Origin of the sequence: Amycolatopsis magusensis (assembly GCF_017875555.1) — a bacterium.
Classification (GTDB): domain Bacteria; phylum Actinomycetota; class Actinomycetes; order Mycobacteriales; family Pseudonocardiaceae; genus Amycolatopsis; species Amycolatopsis magusensis.
In genome coordinates this window covers 526,004-550,149 of record NZ_JAGGMS010000001.1, presented here as the reverse complement: position 1 = coordinate 550,149, position 24,146 = coordinate 526,004, and the positions used below count along the sequence as shown (strand labels likewise).

Here is a 24,146-nt window from a genome sequence, read left to right as displayed (position 1 = left end):
GACTCGTGAGTGCGTAAGCGTTCTCCGCACTCACGAGTCCTTTTTTGTGCCCGGGAACTAGTGTCTACAGTGGACGGTCAGCCCCGGAGGGCCTCGGTCAGCTTGACCCGGCTGCCGGTGCGCAGCACCGCGTTGCGGTAGATCTTGCCGCCCAGCCAGGTGAACAGCGCCACCGCGGCGACGGTGAGCACCAGCGCCAGCGCGACCTCCCAGCCGGCCACCACCCCGGCCGCGATCCGGCCCGGCATCAGCACCGGCGAGAGCAGCGGGATGAGCGACAGCCACGCGGCCAGGCTGCTGTCCGGGTCCTGGATGAGCACGTTGAAGCCGACCAGGAAGCCGATCAGCAGCACCATGGTCACCGGCATCATCGTCGACTGCATGTCCTCCTGGCGCGAAACCAGCGCGCCGGCCCCGGCGAAGATGGTGGCGTAGAGGAAGAAGCCGAGCAGGTACCAGACCAGGCCCCAGACGATCGTGCTGGTGGCCACCCCGGACAGGGTGATCACGCCGGAGATCGTGGTCATCGCGAGCGCGGCCCCGGCGAGGATCAGCAACTGCGCCAGCCCGACCAGGCCGAGCCCGATCACCTTGCCCAGGAGCAGCTGCCACGGCCGCACGGTGGACAGCAGGATCTCCACCACCCGGCTGGACTTCTCCTCCACCACGCCCTGGGCGACCAGCGAGCCGTAGGTGGTGATGCTCATGTAGAGCAGGACGACCATGGCCAGCCCGATGGCGAGCCGCTGGCCGCGTTCGGGGTCCGGCTGTTCGAGCTGGGTGACCTTGACCGTGGTGGCCTGGACGGCGGCCAGCACCTGCTCCGGGTCCCCGACCGCCTGGGCCAGTTCGGCGCCCAGCACCTCGTTCTGCGCGATCTGGTTCAGGATGGCGCCGAGCCGCGGGTCCAGCTCGTTCTTCACCAGCACCTGGAGGTCGGCGCGGCTGCCGGTGAGCACGGCGTCGAGCTCGTCGTCGGCGACCTGCCCTCGGGCGTCGTCGAGGTCGGTCACGGTGACCGTCTCGATCTCCCGGTCGAGCAGCTTTCCCTGCTGCTTCAGCGTGTCCGCGATGCTCGCGGTCTGTCCGGCGAGGCCGACGGTGCTCTTGTCGGCACCGCTGAACAGCGACGCCTGCAGCAGCACGTACCCGCCGAGGAAGGCGAGGATGAGCAGGGTGCCGATGACGAAGGACTTGGTGCGCAGCCGGGTGTTCAGCTCGCGTTGCGCGACGAGCCGGACCGCGGTGAAGCCGCCTGCCGAGCGGGTGGTGGTCATCGGGCCTTCTCCTCGGTGACGACGTTGCGGAACAGTTCGGTCAGCGACGGCTGGCGGCGGCTGAACTCGGTGACCGGGCCGGTGGCCAGCGCGGCGGCGAGCACCGCCTGGTCGTCGGCGCCGGGCTCGAGTTCCAGCTCGGTGGTGGGGCCGTCGCTGAGGACGCGGGTGCCGGGCACCCCGGCCGCCCAGCCGGGCGTGGCACCCGGTGCGGTGATCCGCAGGCGCACGGCCGCGTCGGCGGTCAGTTCACCGACCGCGCCGGTGGCCACCATGCGGCCGTTGCGGATGATGCCGACCCGGTCGCACAGCCGCTCCACCAGGTCGAGCTGGTGGCTGGAGAAGACCACCGGTACGCCGTCGGCCGCCTTCTCACGCAGCACCTCGCTCATCACGTCCACGGCGAGCGGGTCGAGGCCGGAGAACGGCTCGTCCAGCACCAGCACCGCCGGGTCGTGCACCAGCGCGGCGGCGAGCTGCACGCGCTGCTGGTTGCCGAGGCTGAGCTTCTCCACCTCTTCGGTCCGGCGCTGCTTGAGGCCGAGCCGGTTGATCCAGTACTCGGCGCTGGTGTGCGCCTGGTCGGTGCTCATGCCGTGCAGGCGGGCCAGGTAGACCAGCTGGTCGAGCACCTTCATCTTCGGGTACAGGCCGCGTTCCTCCGGCATGTAGCCGATCCGGGTGCGGGTGCGGTGGTCGACCGCGGAGCCGCCGAAGCGGACCTGACCGGCGTCGGCCGCCAGCACGCCGAGCACGATGCGCATGGTGGTGGTCTTGCCGGCGCCGTTGCTGCCGACGAAGCCGAACAGCTCGCCGCGCACGTCGAAGCTGACCTGGTCGAGGGCTAGCAGGTCGCCGAAGCGCTTGGAGACGCCGTCGATCTCCAGCCGGTTTTCAGACATCGGATTCCTCCCCGGTACCCGGTTCGATGAAGTCTTCTGGGTCGTCGTCGGGCAGGCTCCAGCCGAGGACGAAGGTGGGCGTGGAGGCGCCCAGCACGGTCAGCGCGGCCAGCATCATCGCACCGCGGTAGGCCGCGCCGGCGGTGTCCGCGATCACCATCAGGTAACCGAAGGCGATGGCGACCAGGAAGAACATCGCCTGGTAGCCGATGTAGTTGATGCGGTGGCGCCAGGCGCGCTCACGCTCGTCGAGCAGGGCGGAGAAGGCGGTGCTCATCCGGCCGGTCAGGACGCGCAGCAGGACGAACCCGGCCGTCCACACCAGCAGCCCGCCGAACCACAGCACGGCGAAGAGCCACCAGCTCCGCTGCTGCACGATCAGCGCGGCGCCGATGATGATCAGGTTGCCGAGGAGCAGCAGCAGCGTGATCCGCCTGCGGTGGCGCCGGGTCCGCCACCGGAGGAGCTTGCGCGCGCGTTCGCTTTCCTTGCGCTCCTGGATTTCCAGTTGCTTCGCCCATGAACTGCTGAATCTTTCGCGTAGTGAGGTCATGGGTTCCCCCTCGAATAGACCTGTGTGGACAGTGGGGTGAACGGCTGCCGGTTGAACACCGCTTCGACCGGGAGGCCGAACACCTCGCAGATCCGGAACGCCAGATCGAGGCTGGGGTAGTGGTCACCGCGCTCCAGCGCGCCGATGGTCTGCGGATTGACCTCCACCGCCTCGGCGAGCTGCGCCCGGCTCATCCCCCGCTCGGCCCGCAGTACCTGGAGCCGGTTGTGGATCGGCAGCTCCTTGCCACGTCTTACCGGACTCATGGACCACACTGTTGCAAAAACCCAACGACACGTCAACTAAACGCAACAGACACGTCCCACTACCCGCGGTGGCAATGCTATGAGTGGGGCATTACTAGCATTGGATGCAAGTAATGCCCCACTCCTAGCGTTCAGGGGCGGGGGTCAGGTTGGGCTGGGCAGGCCTCGTAGGGAGCGGTCCACCAGGTCGGCGACGCGTTCCCGGGCGGCGGAGGCGTCCGCCGGGACCAGGCCCAGGCGGGTGCGGCGCTCCAGGACGTCGTCGACGTCCAGGGCGCCTTCGTTCCTGATGGCCCACACGACTTCGGCGCCCGAGATCTCGCTGCCCGCGAACACCGGCTCCGCCAGCGCCGGGTCCAGTTCGCCGATCGCGGCGATCCGCGGTGCTTCGGTGCCGTACTTGACCACCAGCCGCCGTGGGGCGTCCACAGTGGACAAGCGCGAGCGTGGCGCGGCGCCCACGAGCGGCAGTTTGTGCGTGGTCGACGGGCCCGAGTGCAGTCCGGCCGCGTCGACGGCGTCGGCGGCCATGCGCCGGTAGGTGGTCAGCTTGCCGCCGACCACGGTGAGCACGCCGTCCGGTGAGCGCAGCACGGCGTGCTTGCGCGACAGGTCCGCACTGCGGCCGCCACCGGGCATCGCGATCAGCGGGCGCAGCCCGGCGAACCGGCCGACCACGTCGGCGTGGGTCAGCCGCCGCGCCAGCGCCGACGAAGCCACCTCGAGCAGGAAGTCCACATCGGACTCGGGAACCGTGGGCACCGAAGGGATCGGGCCGCTGACGGGTTCGTCCGTCAGTCCCAAGTAGACGTTCCCGTCCGGCTGCGGCAGCAGGAAGACGAACCGGTTGGTCTCCCCGGGCACGCCGATCATCACCGAGCTGACGCTGGTGCCCGCCGCGGCTCCGCGCAGGATCAGGTGCGATCCGCGTGACGGGCGCAACCGCACCGATTCGACCAGCTCGCCCGCCCACACACCGGTCGCGTTGATCACCTGGCGCGCCTGGACTTCCAGCGTCTGCCCGGTCAGCTCGTCCCGCGCCTGCACGCGATCGGCCAGCAGCTTCGTCGCGCGCACCCGCGTCAGGATCCGGGCGCCGTGTGACGCGGCGGTGCGCGCCAGCGCCACCACCAACCGGGCGTCGTCGGTGAGCGCGCCGTCGAACGACAGCAGGGCGCCACGCAACCCGTTGCGCCGCAGGCCGGGTGCGAGCGCGAGCGCCTCGTGCCGGGTGATCGTGCGCGGCCGGGGCAGTACGCGACCCGGCGTCCTGGTGGCGCGCCGGAGCACGTCCCCGGCCTGCAACCCGGCCGAGATCACGCTCTGCTGGGCACGCGAAGTCGTGGTGTGCAACGGGAAGAGCTGCGGCAGCGTGCGGGTCAGGTGGGGCGCGGTGACGGTCATCATGATGCCGCGCTCGACCGCGCTTTCGTGCGCCAGCGCGAAATCACCCTTGGCCAGGTACCGCAGGCCACCGTGGACCAGCTTGCTCGACCAGCGCGAGGTGCCGAAGGCCAGGTCGTTCGCTTCGAGCAGCACCACGGACAGCCCGCGCGCGGCGGCGTCCAGCGCGATGCCCGCGCCGGTCACCCCGCCCCCGACCACCGCGAGGTCGACCCGCTCGCCGCCGGCCACCTGCGCCAGCTCGGCGCTCCGCCGGACGGCGTTGAGGGAAGCCGGGTTCACGGCCGCAAAGCCGCGTCGAGCAGGTGCCGGAACTCGCCGAGCAGCGCTTCTTCGTCCACATCGGCCGTCGCGGGCCGCAATGAGAGCACGAACGACTGGACCACCAGCAGTATCGCGCGCACCTGGGCGGCGGTTTCGCCGCGGCGGATGGTGCCGTCGGCCCAGCCCGCCGCCAGCAGCGCGGCGATCACCTGCTCGGCGAGGCGCTGAGTGCCACCGAGGCGGTCGACGATGTAGGGCAGCACCAGTTCGGCGTCCACGTCGAGCACGATGCGCATGAGGGGGTCGCCGACCAGGGCGCGCACGGCCTCGACGGAGCTCTCGACCAGTCTGCCGCGCGCGGTCGCCGCGGCCCCGCCGCGGGCGCTCGCGCCCTGCAGCAGCGCGCCGAATTCGCGCGTCATCAGGGCCGCGAGCACGCTGCGGACGTCCGGGAACCGGCGGTACAGCGTCATCCGGCTCACCTTGGCGGTGCGGGCGATCTCGGCGAGCGTGGTGCGGCGCACACCGACCGCGAGCACGCATTCGCGAGCCGCGTCGAGCAGCACGTCGTCGGAAACCCGGGTGGCGGCCTGCCGGTTGCGGGTGTCGGCCAGTGCCGACGCGCTGCGAGCTGCGCTTATGTTACGTTCGACAGGCATGTGTAACACTATACCGGTGAGCGAACTAGTTGACCACCGCCTGCGGGGCGCGTGGACGCCCGAGGGCGCGGACGCGGCCCACCTCCCGGCGAAGGCGATGCGCTGGCTCACCGAGCGTATCGGGAATCCGGGTGATCCCGCACGGGTCATTCCGCCCGCCGGACTGCGAGTACCCGAATCTTCGCTGGCAGCGGACGCGGAAGAGGCCCTGCGTGACGTCGTCGGCGCCGCGCACGTGCAAACGGAGCGTGCGGAACGACTGAGCCGCGCGGGTGGGTTGTCCTATCTGGACCTCCTGCGCCGGCGGCACCCCGGCGAGCTGCCGGTGCCGGACGCGGTGGTGCTGCCCGCGGACCCGGACGAGGTGCAGCGCGTGCTCGAGGTGTGCGTGCGGTTCGACCTCGCGGTGGTGCCGTTCGGCGGCGGCACCTCGGTGGTCGGCGGGGTCCGGGCGGCCCGCGGGGACAAGGCCGCGGTGATCGTGCTCGACCTAGTGCGGCTGGACCGGCTGGTCTCGGTCGACCCGGTGTCCCGGATCGCCGTGCTGCAGGCCGGGGTCCGCGGCCCGCAAGCCGAGGAACTGCTGGCGGAGCACGGGTTCACGCTCGGGCACATCCCGCAGTCCCACGAGCGGGCGACCATCGGCGGGTTCGCCGCGACGCGGTCCGCCGGGCAGGCGTCCAGCGGCTACGGCCGGTTCGAGGACATGGTCACCGGCGTGCGGCTGGCCACCCCGTGTGGACAGTGGCGCCTCGGCGTCGCGCCGGCTTCGGCGGCCGGGCCCGACCTGCGGCAGCTCGCCGTGGGCAGCGAGGGCGCCCTCGGCGTGCTGACCGAGGTCGGGCTGCGGGTGCGGCCGGTGCCGAAGGTCCGCCGGTACCAGGGTTACGTGCTGGACGGCTGGGACACCGCGGCCGCGCTGGTGCGGCGGCTGGCCCAGTCGGGTGCGCTGGCCGACGTGACGCGGTTGTCCGATGAGGACGAAACCGAGGTTTCGCTGTCGTTGAGCGGCGGCTGGAAGACCGCGGCCGTGAGCCGTTACCTCAAGGCACGCGGGGTTTCGCGGCCCTGCCTGCTGATCCTCGGCTGGGAAGCGCAGTCAACCAGGGAGATCGCGCTGCGCCGCGCGGAAACCGGGCGGCTGGTGCGGGCGGCCGGTGGCCTTTCGCTCGGCAAGGCGGCGGGGGAGTCCTGGCGCAAGGGCCGGTTCAACGGGCCGCGGCAGCGGGACGCGCTGCTCGACCTCGGGGTCTGCGTGGAGACGCTGGAGACCGCGGCGCACTGGTCCTCAGTGGACACCCTGCGGGACGCCGTGCGCACGGCCCTGCGGGATTCGTTCGATTCCTCGGTGGTGATGTGCCACATTTCGCACGCTTACGAAACGGGTGCTTCGCTCTATTTCACCGTGCTCGCCGCGCGTTCCGTCGAGGACCCCGAAGGGCAATGGCTGCGTGCCAAGAAAGCGGCCAGTGAGGCGATTACCGGATTGGGTACCATTTCGCACCACCACGCGGTGGGAATGGACCACGCGCCGTACCTGGGTGAGGAAATCGGCGAGATCGGGCTTTCGGTGCTCGCGGCCGCGAAGGCCGCGGTGGATCCGACCGGGATCATGAACCCGGGCAAGCTCATCGGCTGATGGACGGTCGTGAGTGCGCGGGGGTACCAGGCACCCGCGCACTCACGACCGTTGGTTCACCGGTTCTTGCGGTCGCGGTCCCGGTCACGCAGCTTCGAGTCGTCGTCGATCTCGATCTGCTCCTTGCGGAGCTCGCCGGTGACGGTCTCGGTGTCGGTCACCCGTTCCTTGCCCATCCGCACCCGCTCCACCGGCACGGCTTCCTTGCGCACCACGGGCTTTTCGGCGTGCAGGATGACGTCCTGCTCCGCCTCGCCGATCCGGGCCTTGCCCGCCTCGCCGTCGGTGATCGGCTCGCGCTCGATGTGCACCTCTTCGTGGCTCACCGGTACGGAGACCTGCTGCTCCTCGGTGACCACGTACTTGCGCAACCGCACGCGCCCGGCCTCGACCTCTTCGGTGCCGACGTTGAACCGCTCCTCCGAGCGGATCATGTCCTCGCCACCGCGCTGCTTCTCGGCGTCGCGGAGCTCGTGCTTGGCGGCGGTCGCTTCCTTGCCCTTGCCGGTCATCCCGGCGGTCGTTTTCTTGTCCCTGCCGGTCATCCCGGCTGTTCCCGCGGCTCCGGTGGTTCCCGCCATGCCGCCCATTTCGGCCTTGTCGCGGCGCATGCTGTCGCGCTTGCGGTCCGCCCGGTCCTCACCGGCGCGGTCGCGCTGCATCGGCAGGCCGTAGTAGCGGTACAGCTCGCCACTGTCCTCGGGGGACAGATGGCCGTCCGCGTCGATCTGCGGGGCGTCGGTCACCTGGTCCTTGTCCACCTGGACGTGCAGGCCGTCGTTCGCCAGGTCCGCGCCGTCGAGTGGGACGAAGCTCTCGCGGTGGCCGAACAGCCCGGTTTTCACCGTCACCCACTCCGGCTGGTGGGTGTCGTCGGAGAGGTAGACCGTGCCCACCTTCCCGATCTTGCTTCCGGCCGGGTCGACCACGGGTGAGTCGATGAGATCCTGCGGGCGCATCGTGCCGGTCATGGCTACCGCATCCTTTCGCTTTGCTGGATTAGTGCGGGTCTGCACTCACGATCATCCCGCCGTTGCACAGCTGCAACCGGCCGACACAAACGAGTGAAGGACCCGGGGTGGAATCACAGCAATGCGATTCACGAAATAGGGGAAATCCGCGAATGGGAGGTTTAATCGGATTCGATGACCGTGACCTCGAGGCCGTGCGACTCCGCGGTCTCCCCGGTCATGGCCCCGGCCTGGGCCTGTGGCACCTCGGCGGTCCGGATCGGACTTCCGCCGACCAGCAACGGCAACCGGATCGGTGACGCCGCCACGTAGGCGAGGACGTCCGGCAAGGACGCGCCGTTCGCCAGGGTTACCTCGCCCGTGTGTACCCGCGCGAGGTGATACCGGTTTCCCCGGCCCTCGCAGACGTCCAGCACCCGCAGCTGCTCCGGCGTCGCCAGCCAGACCGCGTGCTCCTCGACCACGCCCGGCATGGCGGCCAGGGTGGCCGGGCGCTGGTCGTCGACCACGCGCCGGCCCGCCGCCCACACCGCGGCGAGGCCGGTGCACTTCGCCTGCAGCACGGTCACCGCGCCGGTGAGCCCGAGCGCCCGCCGCAGCCAGGTGATCTTCGCCGGGCAGGCGTTCGAGCCGTAGGCCAGTACCGGGAGGCGCCCTTCGAGGTCGGGCGGGTCCGGCACCTCGTACCCGGCGCCGTCGAGGTGCACGAAGGAACACCCCGGCCGGGCCCCCGGATACGGCTCGGCGGGGTAGTCCTCGTCGTCGAACAGCTTCCTCAGAAGGTCACCACGCTGCGCAGCACGTCCCCGGAGTGCATCCGGGCGAACGCCTGCTCCACGCCGTCGAGCGGGATCCGTTCGGTGACGAACTTGTCCAGCGGCAGCCTGCCCTGCAGGTAGAGGTCCACCAGCAGGGGGAAGTCCCGCGACGGCAGGCAGTCGCCGTACCAGGACGACTTCAGCGAGCCACCGCGCGAGAAGAAGTCGATCAGCGGCATCTCCAGCCGCATGTCCGGGGTCGGCACGCCCACCAGCACCACGGTGCCCGCCAGGTCGCGCGCGTAGAACGCCTCGCGCCAGGTCTCCGGGCGGCCGACCGCGTCGATCACCACGTCCGCGCCGAAGGAACCGGTCAGCTCCTGGATGGCCTCGACGACCTCGTCCTCGGACTTGCCCGCGGCGTTGAACGTGTGCGTGGCGCCGAAGTCCTTGGCCCAGGTGAGCTTGCGCTCGTCGGTGTCCACCGCGATGATCCGGTCCGCCCCGGCCAGCCGGGACCCGGCCACCGCCGCGGCACCCACACCACCGCAGCCGATCACCGCCACCGAATCGCCGCGGCCCACCGCGCCGGTGTTGATCGCCGCCCCGATGCCCGCCATCACCCCGCAGCCGAGCAGCCCGGCCACCGCGGGCTCGGCCTCGCGGCTGACCTTCGTGCACTGTCCACTGTGGACCAGCGTCTTCTCGAGGAAGGCGCCGATGCCCAGTGCCGCACTCAGTTTCGTGCCGTCGGCGAGCGTCATCGGCTGGTGGGCGTTGTGCGTGGAGAAGCAGTACCACGGCCGCCCGCGCTTGCAGGCGCGGCAGGTGCCGCAGACCGCGCGCCAGTTCAGGATGACGAAGTCGCCCGGTTCCAGGTCGGTGACACCGGCGCCGACCTGCTCGACCACCCCGGCGGCCTCGTGGCCGAGCAGGAACGGGAACTCGTCGTTGATCCCGCCCTCGCGGTAGTGCAGGTCGGTGTGGCAGACCCCGCAGGCCTGCACCGAGACCACCGCCTCACCCGGACCGGGGTCGGGCACGAGCACCGTCTCCAGCGAGACCGGCTCGCCCTTCACCCGCGAAACCACGCCCTGGACTTCGTACGGCATGCGACCACCTTCCGCGTTCGGGTCAGTCCCCCGAACTCTGCCACGCCCCCCACCCCCATCGCGACATCCGCACGACCCGGCCTGCCCAACCCCAGCCGCAGGCCTGCCCTGAATGCTATGAGTGGGGCATTACTTGCATTCAATGCAAGTAATGCCCCACTCATAGCATTGCGGGGTACTCGGGGCGGCGAGTCCCACGCGGAGGTGGCGGGGTTACTTGGGTGGGGTGATCAGGTAGACGACGCCGCCTGGGCCCGAGGCGACGTTGCCCGAGGCGGTGTACCGCTTGGTGCGCTGCCAGATCTTCTCGAACTGGTCCCGCTTGTACACGTTGCGCACGGTGTCGTTGCTGTTCGTCGCCGGGTCGTTGACGATGACGTCGCCCTCGGCGGTGAAGCCGACCACCACGAAGATGTGCCCGGCGGTGCCGTACCCGGCGCCGTCCAGTTCCTCGGCCAGGAACGACTGCGAGGTGATCACCGGGATGCCCTTGGCGATGTAGGACTCCAGCTCGTTCAGCGAGTGCAGCCGGGTGATGTGCCCCTTGAGCCCGAGCGAAGCCGCGTAGGCGGTGTTGAACGGCCAGTTGCCGGTGCCCTCGTACGAGTAGTCGTAGGTGAAGCGGGCACCGTGCGCGACGGTCGGGTCCACGTAGTCCGCGGGCAGCCACGACATGTCCTCGGCGCTCGGCCTGCGGCCCCAGAACTCGGTGACCATCGCGGTCGACGTCGGGCTGCACCAGCTCTGCCCGCCACCGCCGAACTCCGGGTATTTGCCCTTGTGCAGGTTCTGCGCGTGCCGTGGCACCGCCAGCTCGATCCCGGTGGCCACGCCCGGTTCGGTCGGCTCCACCTCGAACCGCGCCGGCACGTTCGACGCCATCGCGCCGAGCGAGCTGACCGTCGGGGTGGCCGCGCTGCCCGCTTCCCGGTAGAGGGTGGCGCGCACCTGGTACGAGCTGAGCGTGACGCCGTCGTTGGCGACGAGGGTGTCGACGCTGACCGAGGCGTGTGCGTCGGACTGGCCGTCGACCGTGGTCCGGTGGATGTCCTGGTCGCCGGAGGCCCACTGGCCGAGGATGTACCAGGCGGTGTTCTCGCCGGTGGCCGTGGTCGCCTTGACCTCGACCTGCAGCCAGGTCTTCGCCGGGGTGAGCGCGTTCCACGAGGCGATCAGCTCGGTGGCGTCGAAGCCGTGGCGGTAGTCCGGGGAGGTCCAGCGGCCGTATTCGTAGGTGCGCGTGGTGCCCAGTGCCGGTTCGGTGCGCTCGACGGTGCCGATCGGGCGGGTCAGCCGCAGCCCACCGGGGCCCAGCGCCACACCGTCGAGCGTGCCCGCGCGGAAGTCCCTGGTCGAGGCCCACTCGTGGTAGTCGATCGCCTCGTCCTGCACCGGTGGTGCGGCGCTCGCCGGGGCGGCGGTCGTGGCCAGCAGGCCGACCGAGAGCAACGACAGCAACAGACGTCCACGCATGCTTTTCACACCCTCCAGAACCGGACTCCCCGGGTGTCAGAGATTTTCACCGGTCGGCCAGCTGGTGTAAACCACTTGCCGGGCGCAGGTTCATAACACCGCCTGGGTCTGCGTGACCTTGGCGATCAGCTTCTCCGCGCCGTCGCGCACCTCGGTCTCCACGACGATCACGCGCCGCCCGGCGTGCAGCGGCTTCGACGTGGCCACCACGTGCCCTTCGCGGACCGCGCGCAGGAAGTTCGTCTTCGATTCGATCGTGGTGGTGCCCTGCGCGCCCTCGGGCAGGTTGAGGAAGGCGCAGACGGCGCCGGTGGTGTCGGCCAGCGACATCAGCAGCCCGCCGTGCAGCGCGCCCCCGGTGGTGGTCAGGTCCGCCGACCAGTCGATCCGGCCGCGCACCCGCTCCGCCGTCGCCTCGGTGATGTGGACGCCGAGGCGGGCGGCGAACGGGATCAGCTTCGAGAAGTCGTCGGTCATCTGCTCACGCTAGCGGGTTCACCAGCAGCAGTTCGGTGTTCCGGTCGGCGGGCTGGCCCAGGCGGATCGGATCGGCGTGGATGTCGTTGTAGGAAAGCTCGCGGTACAAGGACGCAAGCGCTTGCGCCGAGGTGTCGCCGTAGTCGGCGGCGTAGGGTGCGTCGGCCTCGACCAGCGTGGTGAACAGCGAGAGCGTGCCGTCGCCGTTGTCGGCCACCTCGATGATCCGCGCCTGCTGCGGGAAGTCGATGTGCGAGGCGGTGTTGATCTCCCAGAAGCTCTGGGCCGGGGTGGCGCCGGCGTGCGCGACGATCCCGTTCAGGTGGGTGTGGCCGTTGACCCACGCGAGCACGTTGGGGAAGCGCTTGAGCAGGCCGACGAAGGTGTCGCCGTTCAGCCGCGGCTCCAGCGGGTGCCGCGAGTCGGGCAGGATGTTGCCCATCGTGTCGCTGGTGTGGTGGCTGAACAGCACGAACAGCTCGTCGGTGACCTGCTGGGTGACCTTGTTGCCCCAGAAGTCGTAGTACTTCGAGCTGCCGCGCTGCAGCGTCTTCTCCACCCAGAGGTACTGGCCGAGGCCGATCGAGCCGTCGGCGAGCCCGGCCAGCGTGGTGGTGTCCAGGCTGATCCCGGTCAGGCCGGGGGCGATGCGGAACGTGTAGTAGACGTTGCGGCCGTCGGCGTTGTCGCCGGTGAAGCCGTGGCCGACCGGCCCGGGGCCGGTGTTCGACGCGTCCAGGTGGGCCTGCACGAACTCGGCGGTGGAGAAGGTGCGGCGGCGCTCGTCCGGGGTGACCTCGCGGATCGTGCCGGTACCGCCGAACAGCTGCGCCACCGGCACTCCGCCGCGTTCCAGCGAGGCGGCGAGCTTCCTGGCTTCGCTCTCGTCCTTGCCGATGACCTTGTACCGGCCGGTGTACCAGTGGTCGATGCCCGGGATGTTCGCCGGCAGGCTGCCGACCGGGGTGTTGTCGTGGTTGCCGAAGGTGCACAGCCACGGGATGTCCAGGCCGGGGGAGTCGTACTGCGCGATGGCCGCGTCGAGCAGGCCGGGCAGCTGCGGGAAACCCTTCTGGGTGTACGCGTCGTCCAGCGGCTTGCCGGGGTTCCAGTACAGCGGCGCGCCGGAGTCCTGCACGCCCTCGTAGCGGTCCGGATCGCCGGTGTTGGGGGTGACCGTGCCGCCGTTGAGCGTGTCGAGGAACCACTTCAGCTCGATCTGCTCGTGGTTGTCGGTGTTGTCGCCCGTGGTCATCATGAAGTCGAACCCGCGCCCGGTGAACGGGCCGCCGGGCAGGCCGTTGACCCGGCGCAGCAGCGAGGTGGTGGCGGCGGGCCCGAGCGCCTCCTGCGGGCGGTGCGCCGAGCCGGTGAACGGGTGCAGGTACTCGAACCGCGCCGGGCTCTGGACGTCCGTGAGGTGCATGTCGGTGAACTGCACGAAGGACGCCCTGGCGGTGCGCCGGTCGTCGCGGCCGGACTTCGCCGCGGTGATGTCCTCGCGCACCACCAGCGGCCAGCCGGGGCCCGCGGTGAGCCTGCTGTACGCCGGACCGGGCGTGACCGGCGTGGCGACGGCTTCGAGCGTGGTGCCGGCCGTGCTCACCGCCCGCGCGGCGCTGTAGCCCATCGCGCGGTCGATGGCCGAGGCCAGCGGGGTGCTCAGCAGCAGCCCGGCACCCGTGGCCCCGGCCGCCGTGACGAATCCGCGCCTGCTCAGTCCGCTCATGCGGTCACTCCCCAGTCATCCGGTGGTCTCGTGCACGCTGGCGCACGACGTTAACCACCGGATGAACCCCGGGGAAGCCGAACGCGAATAATTATCACGTTCGGCGTAGTCCCTTCGTCGCCTACAACTGCGAGACGTCGAGCCTGCCCTCGGTGTGGAACGCCCGCAGCCGCTTCTTGTCGAACTTGCCGACGCTGGTCTTGGGCACCTCCTCGATGAAGGTCCAGTTCTCCGGCAGCTGCCACTTGGCCACCTTGCCCGCCAGGTACTCGCGCAGCTCCTCGGCCGTGGCCGTCTGGCCCTCGCGCAGCACCACGGCCACCAGCGGCCGCTCGTCCCACTTCTCGTCCGGCACGCCGATGACCGCGGCCTCGGCCACCGCCGGGTGCGACATCACCGTGTTCTCCAGGTCCACCGACGAGATCCACTCGCCGCCGGACTTGATCACGTCCTTGGCGCGGTCGGTCAGCGTCAGGAAGCCGTCCGGGGTGATCCGGCCGACGTCACCGGTGCGCAGCCAGCCGTCGTGGAACTTCTCCGGGTCGACCTCGGCGCCGCCGTGGTAGGCCGCCGCGATCCACGGCCCCTGCACCTCCAGCTCGCCGACCGCCTGGTCGTCCCAGGGCAGCACTTCGCCGTTGTCGCCGATCAGCCGCGCCTGCACCGAGGCGGGGAAACGGCCCTGCGTGTAGCGGTAGCGCCAGCGCTCGTCGCCGGTCGCGGACTCCGGCGGGCGCGCCACGCTGCCCAGCGGGGAGGTCTCGGTCATGCCCCAGGCGTGCAGGACCGGCACGTCGTAGCGCTCCTCGAAGGCGTGCATCAGCGACGGCGGCGCGGCCGAACCACCGACGACCACCTCACGCAGGTGCGAGATGTCCTGCGGCTTGGCGTCGAGGTACTGCAGCAGGCCCTGCCAGATCGTCGGCACGGCGGCGGCGAAGGTCGGCTTCTCGGCGGCGAGCAGCTGCGCGATCGGCTCCGGCTGGAGGAAGCGGTCCGGCATCACCAGCGTGGCGCCGACCATCAGCGAGGCGTAGGGCAGGCCCCACGACATCGCGTGGAACATCGGGACGATCGCCAGCGCGGAGTCGGACTGGGCCAGCCGCATCGAGTCCGACATGCAGACCTGCATGGAGTGCAGCCAGATCGAGCGGTGGGAGTAGACCACGCCCTTGGGGTCACCCGTGGTGCCGGAGGTGTAACACATCGCGGCGGCCGACCGTTCGTCCACTTCCGGCCAGTCGAACTCGCTGGACTGCTGGGCGAGGAGGTCGGCGTAGGAGTGGACCTGCACGCCGTCGGGTGCTTCGAGCGTCGAAGCGTCACCGTTGGCGACCAGGACGTGCCGCACGGTCTTCATCTGCGGCAGCTGCTTGGCGAACAGCGGCACCAGCGTGCCGTCCACGATCACCACGTGGTCTTCGGCGTGGTTCGCCACGAAGACCAGCTGCTCCGGGAACAGCCGGATGTTCAGCGTGTGCAGCACCGCCCCCATGGCGGGCACGGCCAGGTAGGCGGCCAGGTGCTCGGCGTTGTTCCACATGAAGGTGCCGACGCGCTGGTCACCGGTGACGCCGAGGCCGCGCAGCGCGTTCGCCAGGCGCGCGGCGTGCGCGCCGAGTTCGCCATAGGTCTCCCGGCGGGACTCTGTACCGGTCCAGGTGCGGACTTCGCTCTGGGCGTGCACGCTGCTGCCGTGGCGCAGCAATTTGCCGAGCGAAAGTTGCCCATCCTGCATCGTGCTCAACATCGACGTCTCCCGATCGGTGCTCCGGTGGACCAAACCTGGCCCGACTCTAAACCGAGTGAAGCCGATCGGGCAGTGTCGCGAGGCCGTCCGGGACCGGCTGTGGCCGAGTTGTGAACGGTCCTTCGGACGAGTGACGCCGCGGCCGTTGCTCCGTGCGCGTACTTGTCCGCGGATTTCCCGGCATTTCTTTGGTGCCAACAAAATCGACTGTCCGGAAAATCGGTTACCGGATCTCGGGATGATCACCCTGGCGATGGGTGGCGCGGCTGATCTCGCTCCCAACCGGACAGTGGGACGGGGTGTTTCCGCAGGCCGGGGCGGGGGATGTGGGGTTGCCCGGACGGGCAAGGACGGGTACTAAGTGCGTGTCGGTTGCACAAGGGTGGGCCTCGTGGCGTTTACTGGGCCGGTGGTACGAGGTGGCCTGGCCAGCGCATGAGCCAAAGCGTGCGTCGAGACTTCCGGCCACCGCCGCGACAAGCGGACACCTGAGAAGGAAAGGACTAATACGTTGGCTCTGCCTACGTTGACGCCGGAGCAGCGTGCCGAAGCCCTCGCCAAGGCGGCCGAGGCTCGTAAGGCCCGCTCCGAGCTGCTTGCTTCGATCAAGTCCGGCAAGGAGAGCATCGACAAGGTGCTGCTCCGCGCCAAGGAGGACAAGACCATTGGCAAGACCAAGGTCACGCAGCTGTTGAAGGCCGTGCCCGGGCTGGGCGCGGTCAAGGTCGCCGCTCTGCTCGAGCAGGCGAAGATCCCGGAGGACCGGCGCGCCGCCGGGCTGGGCGACGTCCAGCGCCAGGCGCTGATCGACGCGCTGAAGTAGTTCGCGCAGCTCACAGGCGTGCGAGACCGGTGACGGGCGCTCCGTCACCGGTCTTCGCGCACGTCCTCAGGTGGTGCTCTTGCTCACTTAACCCCGACCGGCCTCGGACAAACCGAGGTGGCAGGCGGAAACTCGGAGGTGGACGCGGAGAGGCCGCCGAGAGGGAGTGAGCCGATGACGGCTACGGCGCACGAAGGTGCACGGGTGGCGGACCTGCTGGACGGCTACGCCGCCGGCGACTTCTTCTTCGGCACCGAGCGCCGCACCCTGCTGGGTTCCGGAGTGGACGGTGCACTGTCCGAACGGGACCCGGTGGTACTGGCCGAACGGGTGCGTGAGGCGCTGGCCGACCCCGATGTGCCACTGGCGGCGGGCATCCTGCCGTTCGACACCGGCCCGGACGCGACTTACCCCGGGCACATCCTGCTTCCCCGCGAGGTCCGGATCAGCGGACCCGCACACCCCGCCGCGGCTTCCCTTCCACAGGCCGGAATCGGCGTCCCGCGTTCCATGCGCCCGGTTCCCGAACCGGCTGCGCACGTGGCCGCCGTGGCTCGCGCGGTGGAGATGTTGCGTGACGAGCGGTTGCGCAAAGTCGTCCTGGCCCGGGTGCTCGACCTCGAATTCGACGAGCCGATCCGGCCCGAAGCGATCCTGCGCAATCTCGTGCGGGGTAACCCGGCCGGGTTCACCTTCGCGGCGCCGTTGCCGGGTGGCTCGACATTTGTCGGTGCGACACCGGAACTTCTTCTGTCACGTTACGGCGATCGCGTCTTCTCGCACCCGCACGCCGGATCGGCGCCGCGCTCGGCCGATCCCCGCATCGACGCGGAGAACGCGCGGCGGCTCGCGGAGTCCGCAAAGGACCGTCGGGAACACGCCGTGGTGATCGAAGACATGGTGGAGGTTCTGCGGCCGTTCTGCACGCGGCTGCGCGTAGCGCCGACGGAAGTCGTTGGCACACCGACGATGTGGCACCTCGGCACCACGGTCACCGGGCGGCTCACCGATCCGTCCATCACCGCGCTGCGCCTCGCGGCCGCACTGCACCCGACCCCGGCGGTCTGCGGCACCCCGACGGAAGCGGCGCGGCGCGTGGTGGGGGAACTGGAACCGTTCGACCGCGGTTACTACGCGGGGGCGGTCGGCTGGGTGGACGCCGCGGGCGACGGGGAATGGGCGGTGGCGATCCGGAGCGCGGAAGCCGCCGAACGCTCACTGCGCCTGTACGCCGGCGGCGGCATCGTCGCCGACTCGGACCCGGAAGCCGAACTCGCCGAAACCACCGCGAAGTTCGAAACCGTCCTGCGCGCCATGGGCCTGGGCCACCCCTGACCCCCGCCGTTCCAATGCTATGAGTGGGGCATTACTTGCGTTCATTGCAAGTAATGCCCCACTCATAGCATTCAGGGGCCTTCTGCCGCGGCGGGCTTGAGGCTCCGAGCGTGGGGTTCGACGTTCTGAACGTGGGGTTCGACGTTCTGAACGTGGGGTTCGGCTTCCTGAGTGTGGGACTCGCGTGGGAGTGTGGTGGCTAGGCCGTCCAGGTGGCGGGTTAGGGCGTGTTCGAAGAGGCCGTCCAGGTCGGCGACGACGTCGTGCGGGATGGTTGCCAGCAAAGGGAATGCGCCGCTGTGCATCAGTTCGCTGGTCCGGTTCTCGCGGGCCAGCCACCACAGGTCGAAGGTTTCGCCGGTGTCCTGCTCGGCTTCGATCTCGGCGGCCCGCGACATCGCCGTGGTGATCACCAGTGCGGGCAGGATGATCGCCTCCCGCGCCCTGGTCGCCGCGGACAGGCCGAGGCCGTCCAGTGCGCGCAGGGTCCATTCCGTGTACGCCATGGCGTTCGGCAGCAGCAGCGGCCGGGTGAACGAGATCACCCTGGGCAGCCAGTGGTGCCGCTGCGTGAGTTGCCACAGCAGGCGCGAGACCAGTTCCAGCTTGGCGCGCCAGCCGTCCGGCCCCGGATCGGGTAGTTCGGGCTCGCCGAACACGGCGTCGGCCATCTGGGCCACCAGTTCGTCCTTGCCCGCCACCTGCCGGTACAGCGACATCGGGCCCACGCCCAGTTCGGTCCCGAGCCGTCGCATGGACACCGCGTCCAGGCCCTCGGTGTCGGCTATCCGGATGGCGGTGCGGACGAGCTGTTCCCGCCCCGGCACCGGTTCGCCGCTTTCCCGGCGCCGCTGACCCGCGCGGGCGCTGACCACGGTGCCGGAGCCGACCCGGGTTTCGAGCAGTCCGGCGTCGCGCAGGATGGCCATCGCCTTGGTGGCGGTCGCGACGGCCACGCCCCACTCCTCGGCGACCCGGCGGATGGACGGCATCCGATCACCCGCGCGCAGCTCACCGGCGGCGATGCGGGCTTGGACCGAGTTGACGATCCGGCGGTACGGCGGGTCCGGCATGCCGACAATCGTACTAGTTCGCTAGGGCGGATTACTAGCACAGAGTCTGAGAGAAAGCCATGAATGCCAACGAAAAGCCCCGAGAGCTAGGACGATACAAATACGGTGTATTCATGAGCGAGATCGTTGCCGGTGGACCCGGCGAATTCATGACCGTGCGGCACCTGTGGGTGTCCGGCAGCCAGGCCGAGATCGGCCGGGCGCTGGCCGCAGAGGCCAAGGCGCACCACGGCTGGCAGCCGCTGCCCGCCGATCCGACGATCAGCCGCGCCCGCCGCGCGTGGTTCGAACGCCACTGGCCGCAGCACCACGCGCGCCTGGCCGGTGCCGCCGAGGTGGCTGGTGTGGCGCCGGACGACGAGCGGGTGCACCTGGACGCGCTCGCCGGGGTGCCGCTCGGCTCGGGCTGCTCGGCGAGCTGGTGCGCGCCGTCCGCCTCCACCCACGGGCTCGTCGGGCGCAACTACGACTTCTTCACCGTCGGCTGGGAGACGATGTTCGCGCTGATGTCCGGCAGCGAGCCCCCGGAGGGCGAGCCGCCGGCGGCTTCACGCCCGTACGTGGTCACCAGCGTGCCCGACGACGGGCCCGCCGTGACCTTCGTGACGATGAACGAGCTGGACTGCGCGATGGACGGCATCAACGAGCACGGCCTCGCCGTGGTGCTGCTGATCGCCGACGCGGAGAACGCGGGCGCGCCCGTGCCCGCCGGGCCGCAGGTCGGGCTCAGCCCGGCGCAGCTGCCCCGGTTCCTGCTGGACACCTGCGAGAACGTCGAGCAGGCCAAGACGGCGCTGCTCGGGGCCAAGCAGTACGACCTCGGCGTGCCGCTGCACTACCTGATCGCGGACGCGTCCGGCCGGGCCTTCGTCTGGGAGCACGCGCACGGCGGCGTCGAGCACATCGTCGAGCCGGACGGCGACGCCCTGTGCGTGACGAACCACCTGCTCCACCGTCCCGCCGACCCGTCGCGGGACGGTGAGGAGACCATGTTCACCCACGACCGCCTCGATCGGCTGGACAAGCGGACGAAGTCGGGCCCGATGTCGGCGTCCCTGCTCCGCGACGCCCTCGACGAGGTGCGGTTCACGCCGGGGGCCTACCCGCTGCGCACCCTGTGGCGCACCGTGTTCGACCTGGGGGAGCGGAGCATGGCCACGCACTTCTACCTGGGCGACGCCGCGGACGGTGAACCCCGGTACAGCCCGGAGCTCACCTTCCAGCCGGTGCGGTAGTTCAGGCGGGCCAGACCGATTCGGTCACCTTGATCTCGTCGGTGGTCAGGATCGCCACGGCGGCCCGGTAGCCGAGGCCCGGGTTGAGGTCGGCCATCCGCGTGCCGTCCGGGGTCAGGGATGCGTCGCCGGAGTGGAGGAGGCGGGCGGGTTCGCCGAACGGCGAGAGGGTCAGCGCCTGGAGCGGGATCTTCAGGCCTCGCCCGGTCGCCTTCATCAGGGCTTCCTTGCGCGTCCAGTAGGTGAAGAACGCCTCCGTCCGCTCCGGCGCGGAGAGACCGTTCAGGGCCGCGCGCTCGTCGGCGTTCAGGGCGTATTCGATGAGCGAATCGTCGGCCCGCCGGGTGGCGGTTTCCACGTCCAGGCCGAGCGGCGCCTCCGCGACCGCCAGGCCGATCCAGTCGCCCGAGTGCGAGATGGAGAACCGGAAGTCCGCGCCCGGCACCCGGGGCGGGCCGTGGGGCTTGCCGCAGTCCTCGCAGGTCGCGTCCAGCTCGATGGATCCAGGGGAGCGGCCCAGCCGCTCCCCGGAGACCGTTTTCGCCAGCACGCGCCCGGTCAGGAAGCGCAGTTTGTCCTCGTCCTTGCGGTACGCCTGGTACCGGTCGACCTCTTCGGGGGCCAGCAGCGCCAGCCGGTCCGCGGTGGCGGGCAGCGGTGCCGCCCACCAGACCGTGCAGTCGATCACGAACTCTCCTTGGTCGCCACGGGTTGGGTGTCCTCACCATGTTCGTCGAGCAGCGTCGCCTCGTCGAACGGCTGCCGTCCGGCGAGCACCTCGTGCACCTGCTCCCGGTCGATCTCGCTGGTCCAGGTGCCGATCAGCACGGTGGCCACCGCGTTGCCGGCGAAGTTGGTCAGCGCCCGCGCCTCGGACATGAACCGGTCGATGCCGACGATGAAGCCGACCCCGTCGACCAGTTCCGGCCGGTGCGAGGACAACCCGCCCGCCAGCGTGGCCAGCCCGGCGCCGGTCACCCCGGCGGCGCCCTTGGACGCGATGATCATGAACACCAGCAGCGAGATCTGCTCACCGACCGACAGCGGCGCGTTGAGCGCTTCGGCGATGAACAGCGAGGCCATGGTCAGGTAGATCGCGGTGCCGTCGAGGTTGAACGAGTAGCCCGTCGGCACGGTGATGCCGACCACCGGCTTGCTGACGCCCAGGTGCTCCATCTTCGCGATCAGCCGCGGCAGCGCCGATTCCGACGACGAGGTGGACAGGATCAGCAGGAACTCGCGGCCGAGGTAACGCAGCAGGGAGAACAGGTTGATCTTCGCGATCAGCCAGGTCATCAGCGCCAGCACCACGAAGACGAAGATCGCGCAGGTCAGGTAGAAGCCGACCATGATGACGGCCAGGCTGCGCAGGGCCGCCCAGCCGGTCTCGCCGACCACCGCGGCGATGGCGCCGAACGCGCCGACCGGTGCCGCCCACATGATCATCGCCAGGATGCGGAACACCAGCCGCTGGATGTGCTCGACCCCGCGCCGGATCGGCTCGCCCTTCGTGCCCAGCTTCTGCAGCGCGAACCCGGCGAGCAGCGCGACCAGCAGGGTCTGCAGCACCTCGCCCTCGGTGAACGCGGAGACCAGCGTGGCCGGGATGATGCCGAGCAGGAACTCGGTGGTCGACTCGCTCTCCTTGACCTGGCTCTGGCCGGACTTGGCGATCGATTCGGTCAGGTTCAGCCCGTCACCGGGGTGCAGGATGTTGCCGACCACCAGGCCGATCACCAGCGCCACGGTGGACATCACCAGGAAGTAGCCGATGGCCAGGCCGCCGACCTTGCCCACCTTCGCCGCCCTGGTCACCGAGCCGACGCCGAGCACGATGGTGCAGAAGATGATCGGCGAGATCATCATCTTGATCAGGTTCACGAACCCGGTGCCGAGCGGCTTGAGCTCCTTGGCGACCTCCGGTGCCAGGAAGCCGACCACGCAGCCGAGGAACACCGCGGCGATCACCGCGATGTACAGGTAGTGCGTCCGGTCGCGACGGCGCGTCTGCGGCGGTTCGGTCGCCATTTGCTCTCCTTGCCCGGGCCCGGTGATCAGTTTTCCGCGGGAAACCTACGGCAACACCTGGTCTTCGTACAGCCGAGTGCTACCGTCGACTAAGCAAGCGCTTAGTCAGATGCGGGAGGCCGGCCGATGGACTTCACCCTCAGTGTCGAAGAACGGGAAGTGCGTGACTGGGTGCGCACTTTCGTCCAGCGGGAGCTGGTCCCGCTCGAGCAGGAGGTGCTGCGGCGCGAGCGCGCCGGGCAGCCCGGCCTGACCGGGGACGAGCTCACCGCTCTGCAGCTCAAGGCCAAGGAATCCGGGTTCTGGGGTGTGCTGACGCCCGAGAGCTACGGCGGCATGGGGCTGTCCGCGGTGATGACCGCGCTACTGGAAGCCGAGCTGGGGCGCACCTTCGTGCAGTTCCGCTTCGGCGGCGCGGCGGACAACATCCTGTTCCACGCCAACGAGGAGCAGAAGGAGCGCTACCTGCTCCCGACCATCTCGGGCGAGCGGAAATCGTGCTTCGCGATCACCGAACCGGGGGCGGGCTCGGACGCCAAGGCCATCCGCACCTCGGCGCGCAAGGTGGGCTCCGACTGGGTGATCAACGGCGAGAAGACCTTCATCACCGGGGGCAACGAAGCCGACTTCACCATGGTCTTCGCGATCACCGACCCGGAGAAGGGCGCCGACGGCGGCGTCACCTGCTTCCTGGTCGACCGCGACATGGGCTGGCGCTCGGAGTACATCGACACGATGGGCGAGTGGGGCCCGGCGGCGCTGGTCTTCGAGGACGTCCGGGTGCCGGAGAGCCAGATCCTCGGTGAGCTGGGCGGCGGGTTCAAGCTCGCCATGCAGTGGATCGGCCAGGGCCGCTACCTGCTGCCCGCGCGGGCGATCGGCTCGTGCGAGCGCCTGCTCGGCATGGCCATCGAGCACGCCAACACCCGCGAGACCTTCGGCGCGCCGATCGCCGACCGGCAGGCCATCCAGTGGATGATCGCCGACTCCGGCGTGGAGCTGGAGGCGCTGCGCTGGCTGGTGCTGCACGCGGCCTGGCAGGTCGACCAGGGTCTCGACTCGCGGCACGCGCAGTCCATCGCGAAGCTCTACGGCGGCGTGAAGGCCAACGAGATCGTCGACCGCGTGCTGCAGATCCACGGCGGCATGGGTTACACCCGTGAACTGCCGATCGAGCGCTGGTACCGCGAGCTGCGGCTGCTGCGCATCTACGAGGGCACCGACGAGATCCAGCGCCGCACCATCGCCCGCAACCTGCTCAAGGGGCACGTCAAGCTGGGCGGGGTGCTGGGGTGAGGACCAACGCGGTCGTCGTGCGCGGTGACGAGCCGGCGCGCGTCGAGGAGATCACCCTGCGCGAGCCGGGGCCCGGCGAGGTGCTGGTGCGCGTGGTCGCGGCGAGCCTGTGCCACTCGGACCTGTCGGTGATCAACGGGACGCTGGCGCACGAGAAGCCCGTCGTGCTCGGGCACGAGACCTCCGGGCTGGTCGCCAGGACCGGGCCGGACGTGGAGGGCTTCGCCGAGGGCGATCCCGTGCTGCTGCTGTGGAATCCGCCGTGCGGCGACTGCTGGTACTGCGAGCAGGGCGAGCCGTACCTGTGCGAGAACACCGCGCGGCACTGGGCTGGTTCACACGGTGTGGACGGTGACGGCGCCAAGGTCCACCCGTGCCTCGGCGTCGGCGGTTTCGCCGAGTACACCGTGGTTCCGGCGTACGCCTGCCGCCGCCTGCCCGCGGACATCCCGCTCGACCTCGCCGCGTTGCTCGGCTGTGCGGTGACCACCGGCGTCGGCGCGGTGCTGTCCACCGCGAACGTCCACAGTGGTCAGTCGGTGGTGGTGGTCGGCCTCGGCGGCGTGGGCCTGGCCGCCGTGCAGGGCGCGCGCATCGCGGGCGCGAACCCGATCATCGCGGTGGACCGGGTGGAGGAGAAGCTCGCGCTGGCCGCCTCGATGGGTGCCACCGACACGCTGCTCGCCGGGCCGGAGGTGCGCAAGCAGGTCAAGGCGCTGACCGGCGGCCGTGGCGCGGACCACGTGTTCGACTGCGTGGGGCTGGCCGCGACCCTCAAGGAGGGCTGGAAGACCGCCCGGCGCGGGGGCACGCTCACCGTGGTGGGCATCGGCGGGAAGACCGAGGTGGTCGAGTTCAGCTCGATCGAGCTGTACCACTTCGCCCGCAGCATCCTGACCTGCGTGAACGGCTCGTTCGACCCGGAGCGCGAGCTACCGGCCTACATCGAGCACGTGCGAGCGGGCCGCCTCGACCTGCCGGCGCTGGTCAGCAAGGAGATCGGCCTGGACGGGGTGCCCGCTGCCCTCGGCGAACTCGCCGAGGGCAAGGTGGCCCGCGTACTGGTCAAACCGGGGGCGTGAGCGCGCAGGGCTGCGGGGAGGCAGCCCTGCGCACCACGCG

General features: G+C 70.1%; 22 protein-coding genes. 6 read left to right on the top strand and 16 right to left on the bottom strand.

Annotated features, from left to right (window positions below):
• Positions 1-77: 77 nt before the first annotated feature.
• The 6 genes from JOM49_RS02535 to JOM49_RS02510 all read right to left on the bottom strand — a co-directional run bounded on the left by JOM49_RS02535 (position 78) and on the right by JOM49_RS02510 (position 5,325).
• Positions 78-1,277 carry an ABC transporter permease gene (locus JOM49_RS02535; RefSeq protein ID WP_209662707.1) on the bottom strand — a complete coding sequence of 400 codons (1,200 nt, stop codon included), beginning with the start codon at positions 1,275-1,277 and terminating at the stop codon, positions 78-80.
• Positions 1,274-2,179: an ABC transporter ATP-binding protein gene (locus JOM49_RS02530; RefSeq protein WP_209662705.1), complete on the bottom strand. Its 906-nt coding sequence runs from the start codon at positions 2,177-2,179 to the stop codon at positions 1,274-1,276. Before JOM49_RS02530 ends, JOM49_RS02535 begins: the two co-directional genes overlap by 4 nt.
• Positions 2,172-2,732, bottom strand: coding sequence for a hypothetical protein (locus tag JOM49_RS02525; RefSeq protein ID WP_209662704.1), 561 nt, complete (start codon positions 2,730-2,732; stop codon positions 2,172-2,174). Before JOM49_RS02525 ends, JOM49_RS02530 begins: the two co-directional genes overlap by 8 nt.
• Positions 2,729-2,998, bottom strand: a complete 270-nt coding sequence (locus JOM49_RS02520; RefSeq protein ID WP_209662702.1) for a helix-turn-helix transcriptional regulator — start codon at positions 2,996-2,998, stop codon at positions 2,729-2,731. Before JOM49_RS02520 ends, JOM49_RS02525 begins: the two co-directional genes overlap by 4 nt.
• Before the next feature lie 144 nt (positions 2,999-3,142).
• The gene (locus tag JOM49_RS02515; protein ID WP_209662700.1) at positions 3,143-4,684 is read right to left on the bottom strand and encodes a glycerol-3-phosphate dehydrogenase/oxidase; all 1,542 of its coding nucleotides are present in this window, start codon (positions 4,682-4,684) and stop codon (positions 3,143-3,145) included.
• Entirely contained in the window at positions 4,681-5,325 is a 645-nt protein-coding gene (locus JOM49_RS02510) for a TetR/AcrR family transcriptional regulator (RefSeq protein WP_209662698.1), read from the bottom strand. Before JOM49_RS02510 ends, JOM49_RS02515 begins: the two co-directional genes overlap by 4 nt.
• A 16-nt stretch (positions 5,326-5,341) precedes the next feature.
• Between JOM49_RS02510 and JOM49_RS02505 the strand changes: the two genes are divergently transcribed.
• Complete coding sequence (locus JOM49_RS02505; protein ID WP_209662697.1) at positions 5,342-6,964, top strand: FAD-binding oxidoreductase; 1,623 nt, start codon at positions 5,342-5,344, stop codon at positions 6,962-6,964.
• A gap of 56 nt (positions 6,965-7,020) precedes the next feature.
• Here JOM49_RS02505 and JOM49_RS02500 read toward each other — a convergent pair whose 3' ends face one another.
• From JOM49_RS02500 to JOM49_RS02470, 7 genes are all read right to left on the bottom strand, one after another.
• Positions 7,021-7,935, bottom strand: a complete 915-nt coding sequence (locus JOM49_RS02500) for a PRC and DUF2382 domain-containing protein (RefSeq protein WP_209662695.1) — start codon at positions 7,933-7,935, stop codon at positions 7,021-7,023.
• Between the two features lie 161 nt (positions 7,936-8,096).
• Positions 8,097-8,642, bottom strand: coding sequence for a gamma-glutamylcyclotransferase family protein (locus JOM49_RS02495; RefSeq protein ID WP_308158630.1), 546 nt, complete (start codon positions 8,640-8,642; stop codon positions 8,097-8,099).
• A gap of 68 nt (positions 8,643-8,710) precedes the next feature.
• Positions 8,711-9,805 (bottom strand): S-(hydroxymethyl)mycothiol dehydrogenase, encoded by a 1,095-nt coding sequence (locus JOM49_RS02490; protein ID WP_209662693.1) that lies wholly within the window; start codon positions 9,803-9,805, stop codon positions 8,711-8,713.
• A 213-nt stretch (positions 9,806-10,018) separates the two neighbouring features.
• On the bottom strand, positions 10,019-11,278 hold the full coding sequence (locus tag JOM49_RS02485; RefSeq protein ID WP_209662691.1) for a C39 family peptidase: 1,260 nt from the start codon (positions 11,276-11,278) through the stop codon (positions 10,019-10,021).
• A gap of 90 nt (positions 11,279-11,368) precedes the next feature.
• The gene (locus JOM49_RS02480) at positions 11,369-11,755 is read right to left on the bottom strand and encodes a PaaI family thioesterase (RefSeq protein ID WP_209662690.1); all 387 of its coding nucleotides are present in this window, start codon (positions 11,753-11,755) and stop codon (positions 11,369-11,371) included.
• 4 nt (positions 11,756-11,759) lie between these two features.
• On the bottom strand, positions 11,760-13,484 hold the full coding sequence (locus JOM49_RS02475; RefSeq protein ID WP_209662689.1) for a TIGR03767 family metallophosphoesterase: 1,725 nt from the start codon (positions 13,482-13,484) through the stop codon (positions 11,760-11,762).
• Between the two features lie 121 nt (positions 13,485-13,605).
• A complete protein-coding gene (locus JOM49_RS02470; protein ID WP_209662687.1) occupies positions 13,606-15,234 on the bottom strand; it encodes a long-chain fatty acid--CoA ligase in 1,629 nt (542 codons plus the stop codon).
• A gap of 511 nt (positions 15,235-15,745) precedes the next feature.
• On the opposite strand from JOM49_RS02470, the gene mihF reads away from it, so the two are divergent.
• Both mihF and JOM49_RS02460 read left to right on the top strand, forming a co-directional pair.
• The gene (mihF, locus tag JOM49_RS02465; protein ID WP_113694660.1) at positions 15,746-16,057 is read left to right on the top strand and encodes an integration host factor, actinobacterial type; all 312 of its coding nucleotides are present in this window, start codon (positions 15,746-15,748) and stop codon (positions 16,055-16,057) included.
• 174 nt (positions 16,058-16,231) lie between these two features.
• Positions 16,232-17,392 (top strand): isochorismate synthase, encoded by a 1,161-nt coding sequence (locus JOM49_RS02460; RefSeq protein ID WP_209662686.1) that lies wholly within the window; start codon positions 16,232-16,234, stop codon positions 17,390-17,392.
• Positions 17,393-17,463: 71 nt separating this feature from the next.
• Here the strand turns inward: JOM49_RS02460 and JOM49_RS02455 are convergent, their stop codons facing one another.
• On the bottom strand, positions 17,464-18,465 hold the full coding sequence (locus JOM49_RS02455) for a TetR/AcrR family transcriptional regulator C-terminal domain-containing protein (protein WP_209662684.1): 1,002 nt from the start codon (positions 18,463-18,465) through the stop codon (positions 17,464-17,466).
• Between the two features lie 113 nt (positions 18,466-18,578).
• Between JOM49_RS02455 and JOM49_RS02450 the strand changes: the two genes are divergently transcribed.
• Entirely contained in the window at positions 18,579-19,700 is a 1,122-nt protein-coding gene (locus tag JOM49_RS02450; RefSeq protein ID WP_209662681.1) for a C45 family peptidase, read from the top strand.
• A gap of 1 nt (position 19,701) precedes the next feature.
• On the opposite strand, the gene JOM49_RS02445 is transcribed toward JOM49_RS02450, so the two are convergent.
• Together JOM49_RS02445 and JOM49_RS02440 are read right to left on the bottom strand one after the other, a co-directional pair.
• Positions 19,702-20,388 carry a 4'-phosphopantetheinyl transferase family protein gene (locus tag JOM49_RS02445; protein ID WP_209662679.1) on the bottom strand — a complete coding sequence of 229 codons (687 nt, stop codon included), beginning with the start codon at positions 20,386-20,388 and terminating at the stop codon, positions 19,702-19,704.
• On the bottom strand, positions 20,385-21,728 hold the full coding sequence (locus JOM49_RS02440) for a cation:dicarboxylate symporter family transporter (protein ID WP_209662678.1): 1,344 nt from the start codon (positions 21,726-21,728) through the stop codon (positions 20,385-20,387). The genes JOM49_RS02445 and JOM49_RS02440 overlap by 4 nt, the downstream gene beginning before the upstream one ends.
• Before the next feature lie 126 nt (positions 21,729-21,854).
• Between JOM49_RS02440 and JOM49_RS02435 the strand changes: the two genes are divergently transcribed.
• Both JOM49_RS02435 and JOM49_RS02430 read left to right on the top strand, forming a co-directional pair.
• Positions 21,855-23,024: an acyl-CoA dehydrogenase family protein gene (locus JOM49_RS02435; RefSeq protein ID WP_209662676.1), complete on the top strand. Its 1,170-nt coding sequence runs from the start codon at positions 21,855-21,857 to the stop codon at positions 23,022-23,024.
• On the top strand, positions 23,021-24,106 hold the full coding sequence (locus tag JOM49_RS02430; RefSeq protein ID WP_209662675.1) for a zinc-binding dehydrogenase: 1,086 nt from the start codon (positions 23,021-23,023) through the stop codon (positions 24,104-24,106). Before JOM49_RS02435 ends, JOM49_RS02430 begins: the two co-directional genes overlap by 4 nt.
• Positions 24,107-24,146: the final 40 nt, after the last annotated feature.

What these genes read in the sequence shown, in the direction of transcription:
- JOM49_RS02535 (WP_209662707.1), bottom strand. Translation starts at nt 1,277, where the DNA reads ATGACCACCACCCGCTCGGCAGGCGGCTTCACCGCGGTCCGGCTCGTC.
- JOM49_RS02530 (WP_209662705.1), bottom strand. Translation starts at nt 2,179, where the DNA reads ATGTCTGAAAACCGGCTGGAGATCGACGGCGTCTCCAAGCGCTTCGGC.
- JOM49_RS02525 (WP_209662704.1), bottom strand. Translation starts at nt 2,732, where the DNA reads ATGACCTCACTACGCGAAAGATTCAGCAGTTCATGGGCGAAGCAACTG.
- JOM49_RS02520 (WP_209662702.1), bottom strand. Translation starts at nt 2,998, where the DNA reads ATGAGTCCGGTAAGACGTGGCAAGGAGCTGCCGATCCACAACCGGCTC.
- JOM49_RS02510 (WP_209662698.1), bottom strand. Translation starts at nt 5,325, where the DNA reads ATGCCTGTCGAACGTAACATAAGCGCAGCTCGCAGCGCGTCGGCACTG.
- JOM49_RS02500 (WP_209662695.1), bottom strand. Translation starts at nt 7,935, where the DNA reads ATGACCGGCACGATGCGCCCGCAGGATCTCATCGACTCACCCGTGGTC.
- JOM49_RS02490 (WP_209662693.1), bottom strand. Translation starts at nt 9,805, where the DNA reads ATGCCGTACGAAGTCCAGGGCGTGGTTTCGCGGGTGAAGGGCGAGCCG.
- JOM49_RS02485 (WP_209662691.1), bottom strand. Translation starts at nt 11,278, where the DNA reads ATGCGTGGACGTCTGTTGCTGTCGTTGCTCTCGGTCGGCCTGCTGGCC.
- JOM49_RS02480 (WP_209662690.1), bottom strand. Translation starts at nt 11,755, where the DNA reads ATGACCGACGACTTCTCGAAGCTGATCCCGTTCGCCGCCCGCCTCGGC.
- JOM49_RS02475 (WP_209662689.1), bottom strand. Translation starts at nt 13,484, where the DNA reads ATGAGCGGACTGAGCAGGCGCGGATTCGTCACGGCGGCCGGGGCCACG.
- JOM49_RS02470 (WP_209662687.1), bottom strand. Translation starts at nt 15,234, where the DNA reads ATGTTGAGCACGATGCAGGATGGGCAACTTTCGCTCGGCAAATTGCTG.
- JOM49_RS02460 (WP_209662686.1), top strand. Translation starts at nt 16,232, where the DNA reads ATGACGGCTACGGCGCACGAAGGTGCACGGGTGGCGGACCTGCTGGAC.
- JOM49_RS02455 (WP_209662684.1), bottom strand. Translation starts at nt 18,465, where the DNA reads ATGCCGGACCCGCCGTACCGCCGGATCGTCAACTCGGTCCAAGCCCGC.
- JOM49_RS02450 (WP_209662681.1), top strand. Translation starts at nt 18,579, where the DNA reads ATGAGCGAGATCGTTGCCGGTGGACCCGGCGAATTCATGACCGTGCGG.
- JOM49_RS02440 (WP_209662678.1), bottom strand. Translation starts at nt 21,728, where the DNA reads ATGGCGACCGAACCGCCGCAGACGCGCCGTCGCGACCGGACGCACTAC.
- JOM49_RS02435 (WP_209662676.1), top strand. Translation starts at nt 21,855, where the DNA reads ATGGACTTCACCCTCAGTGTCGAAGAACGGGAAGTGCGTGACTGGGTG.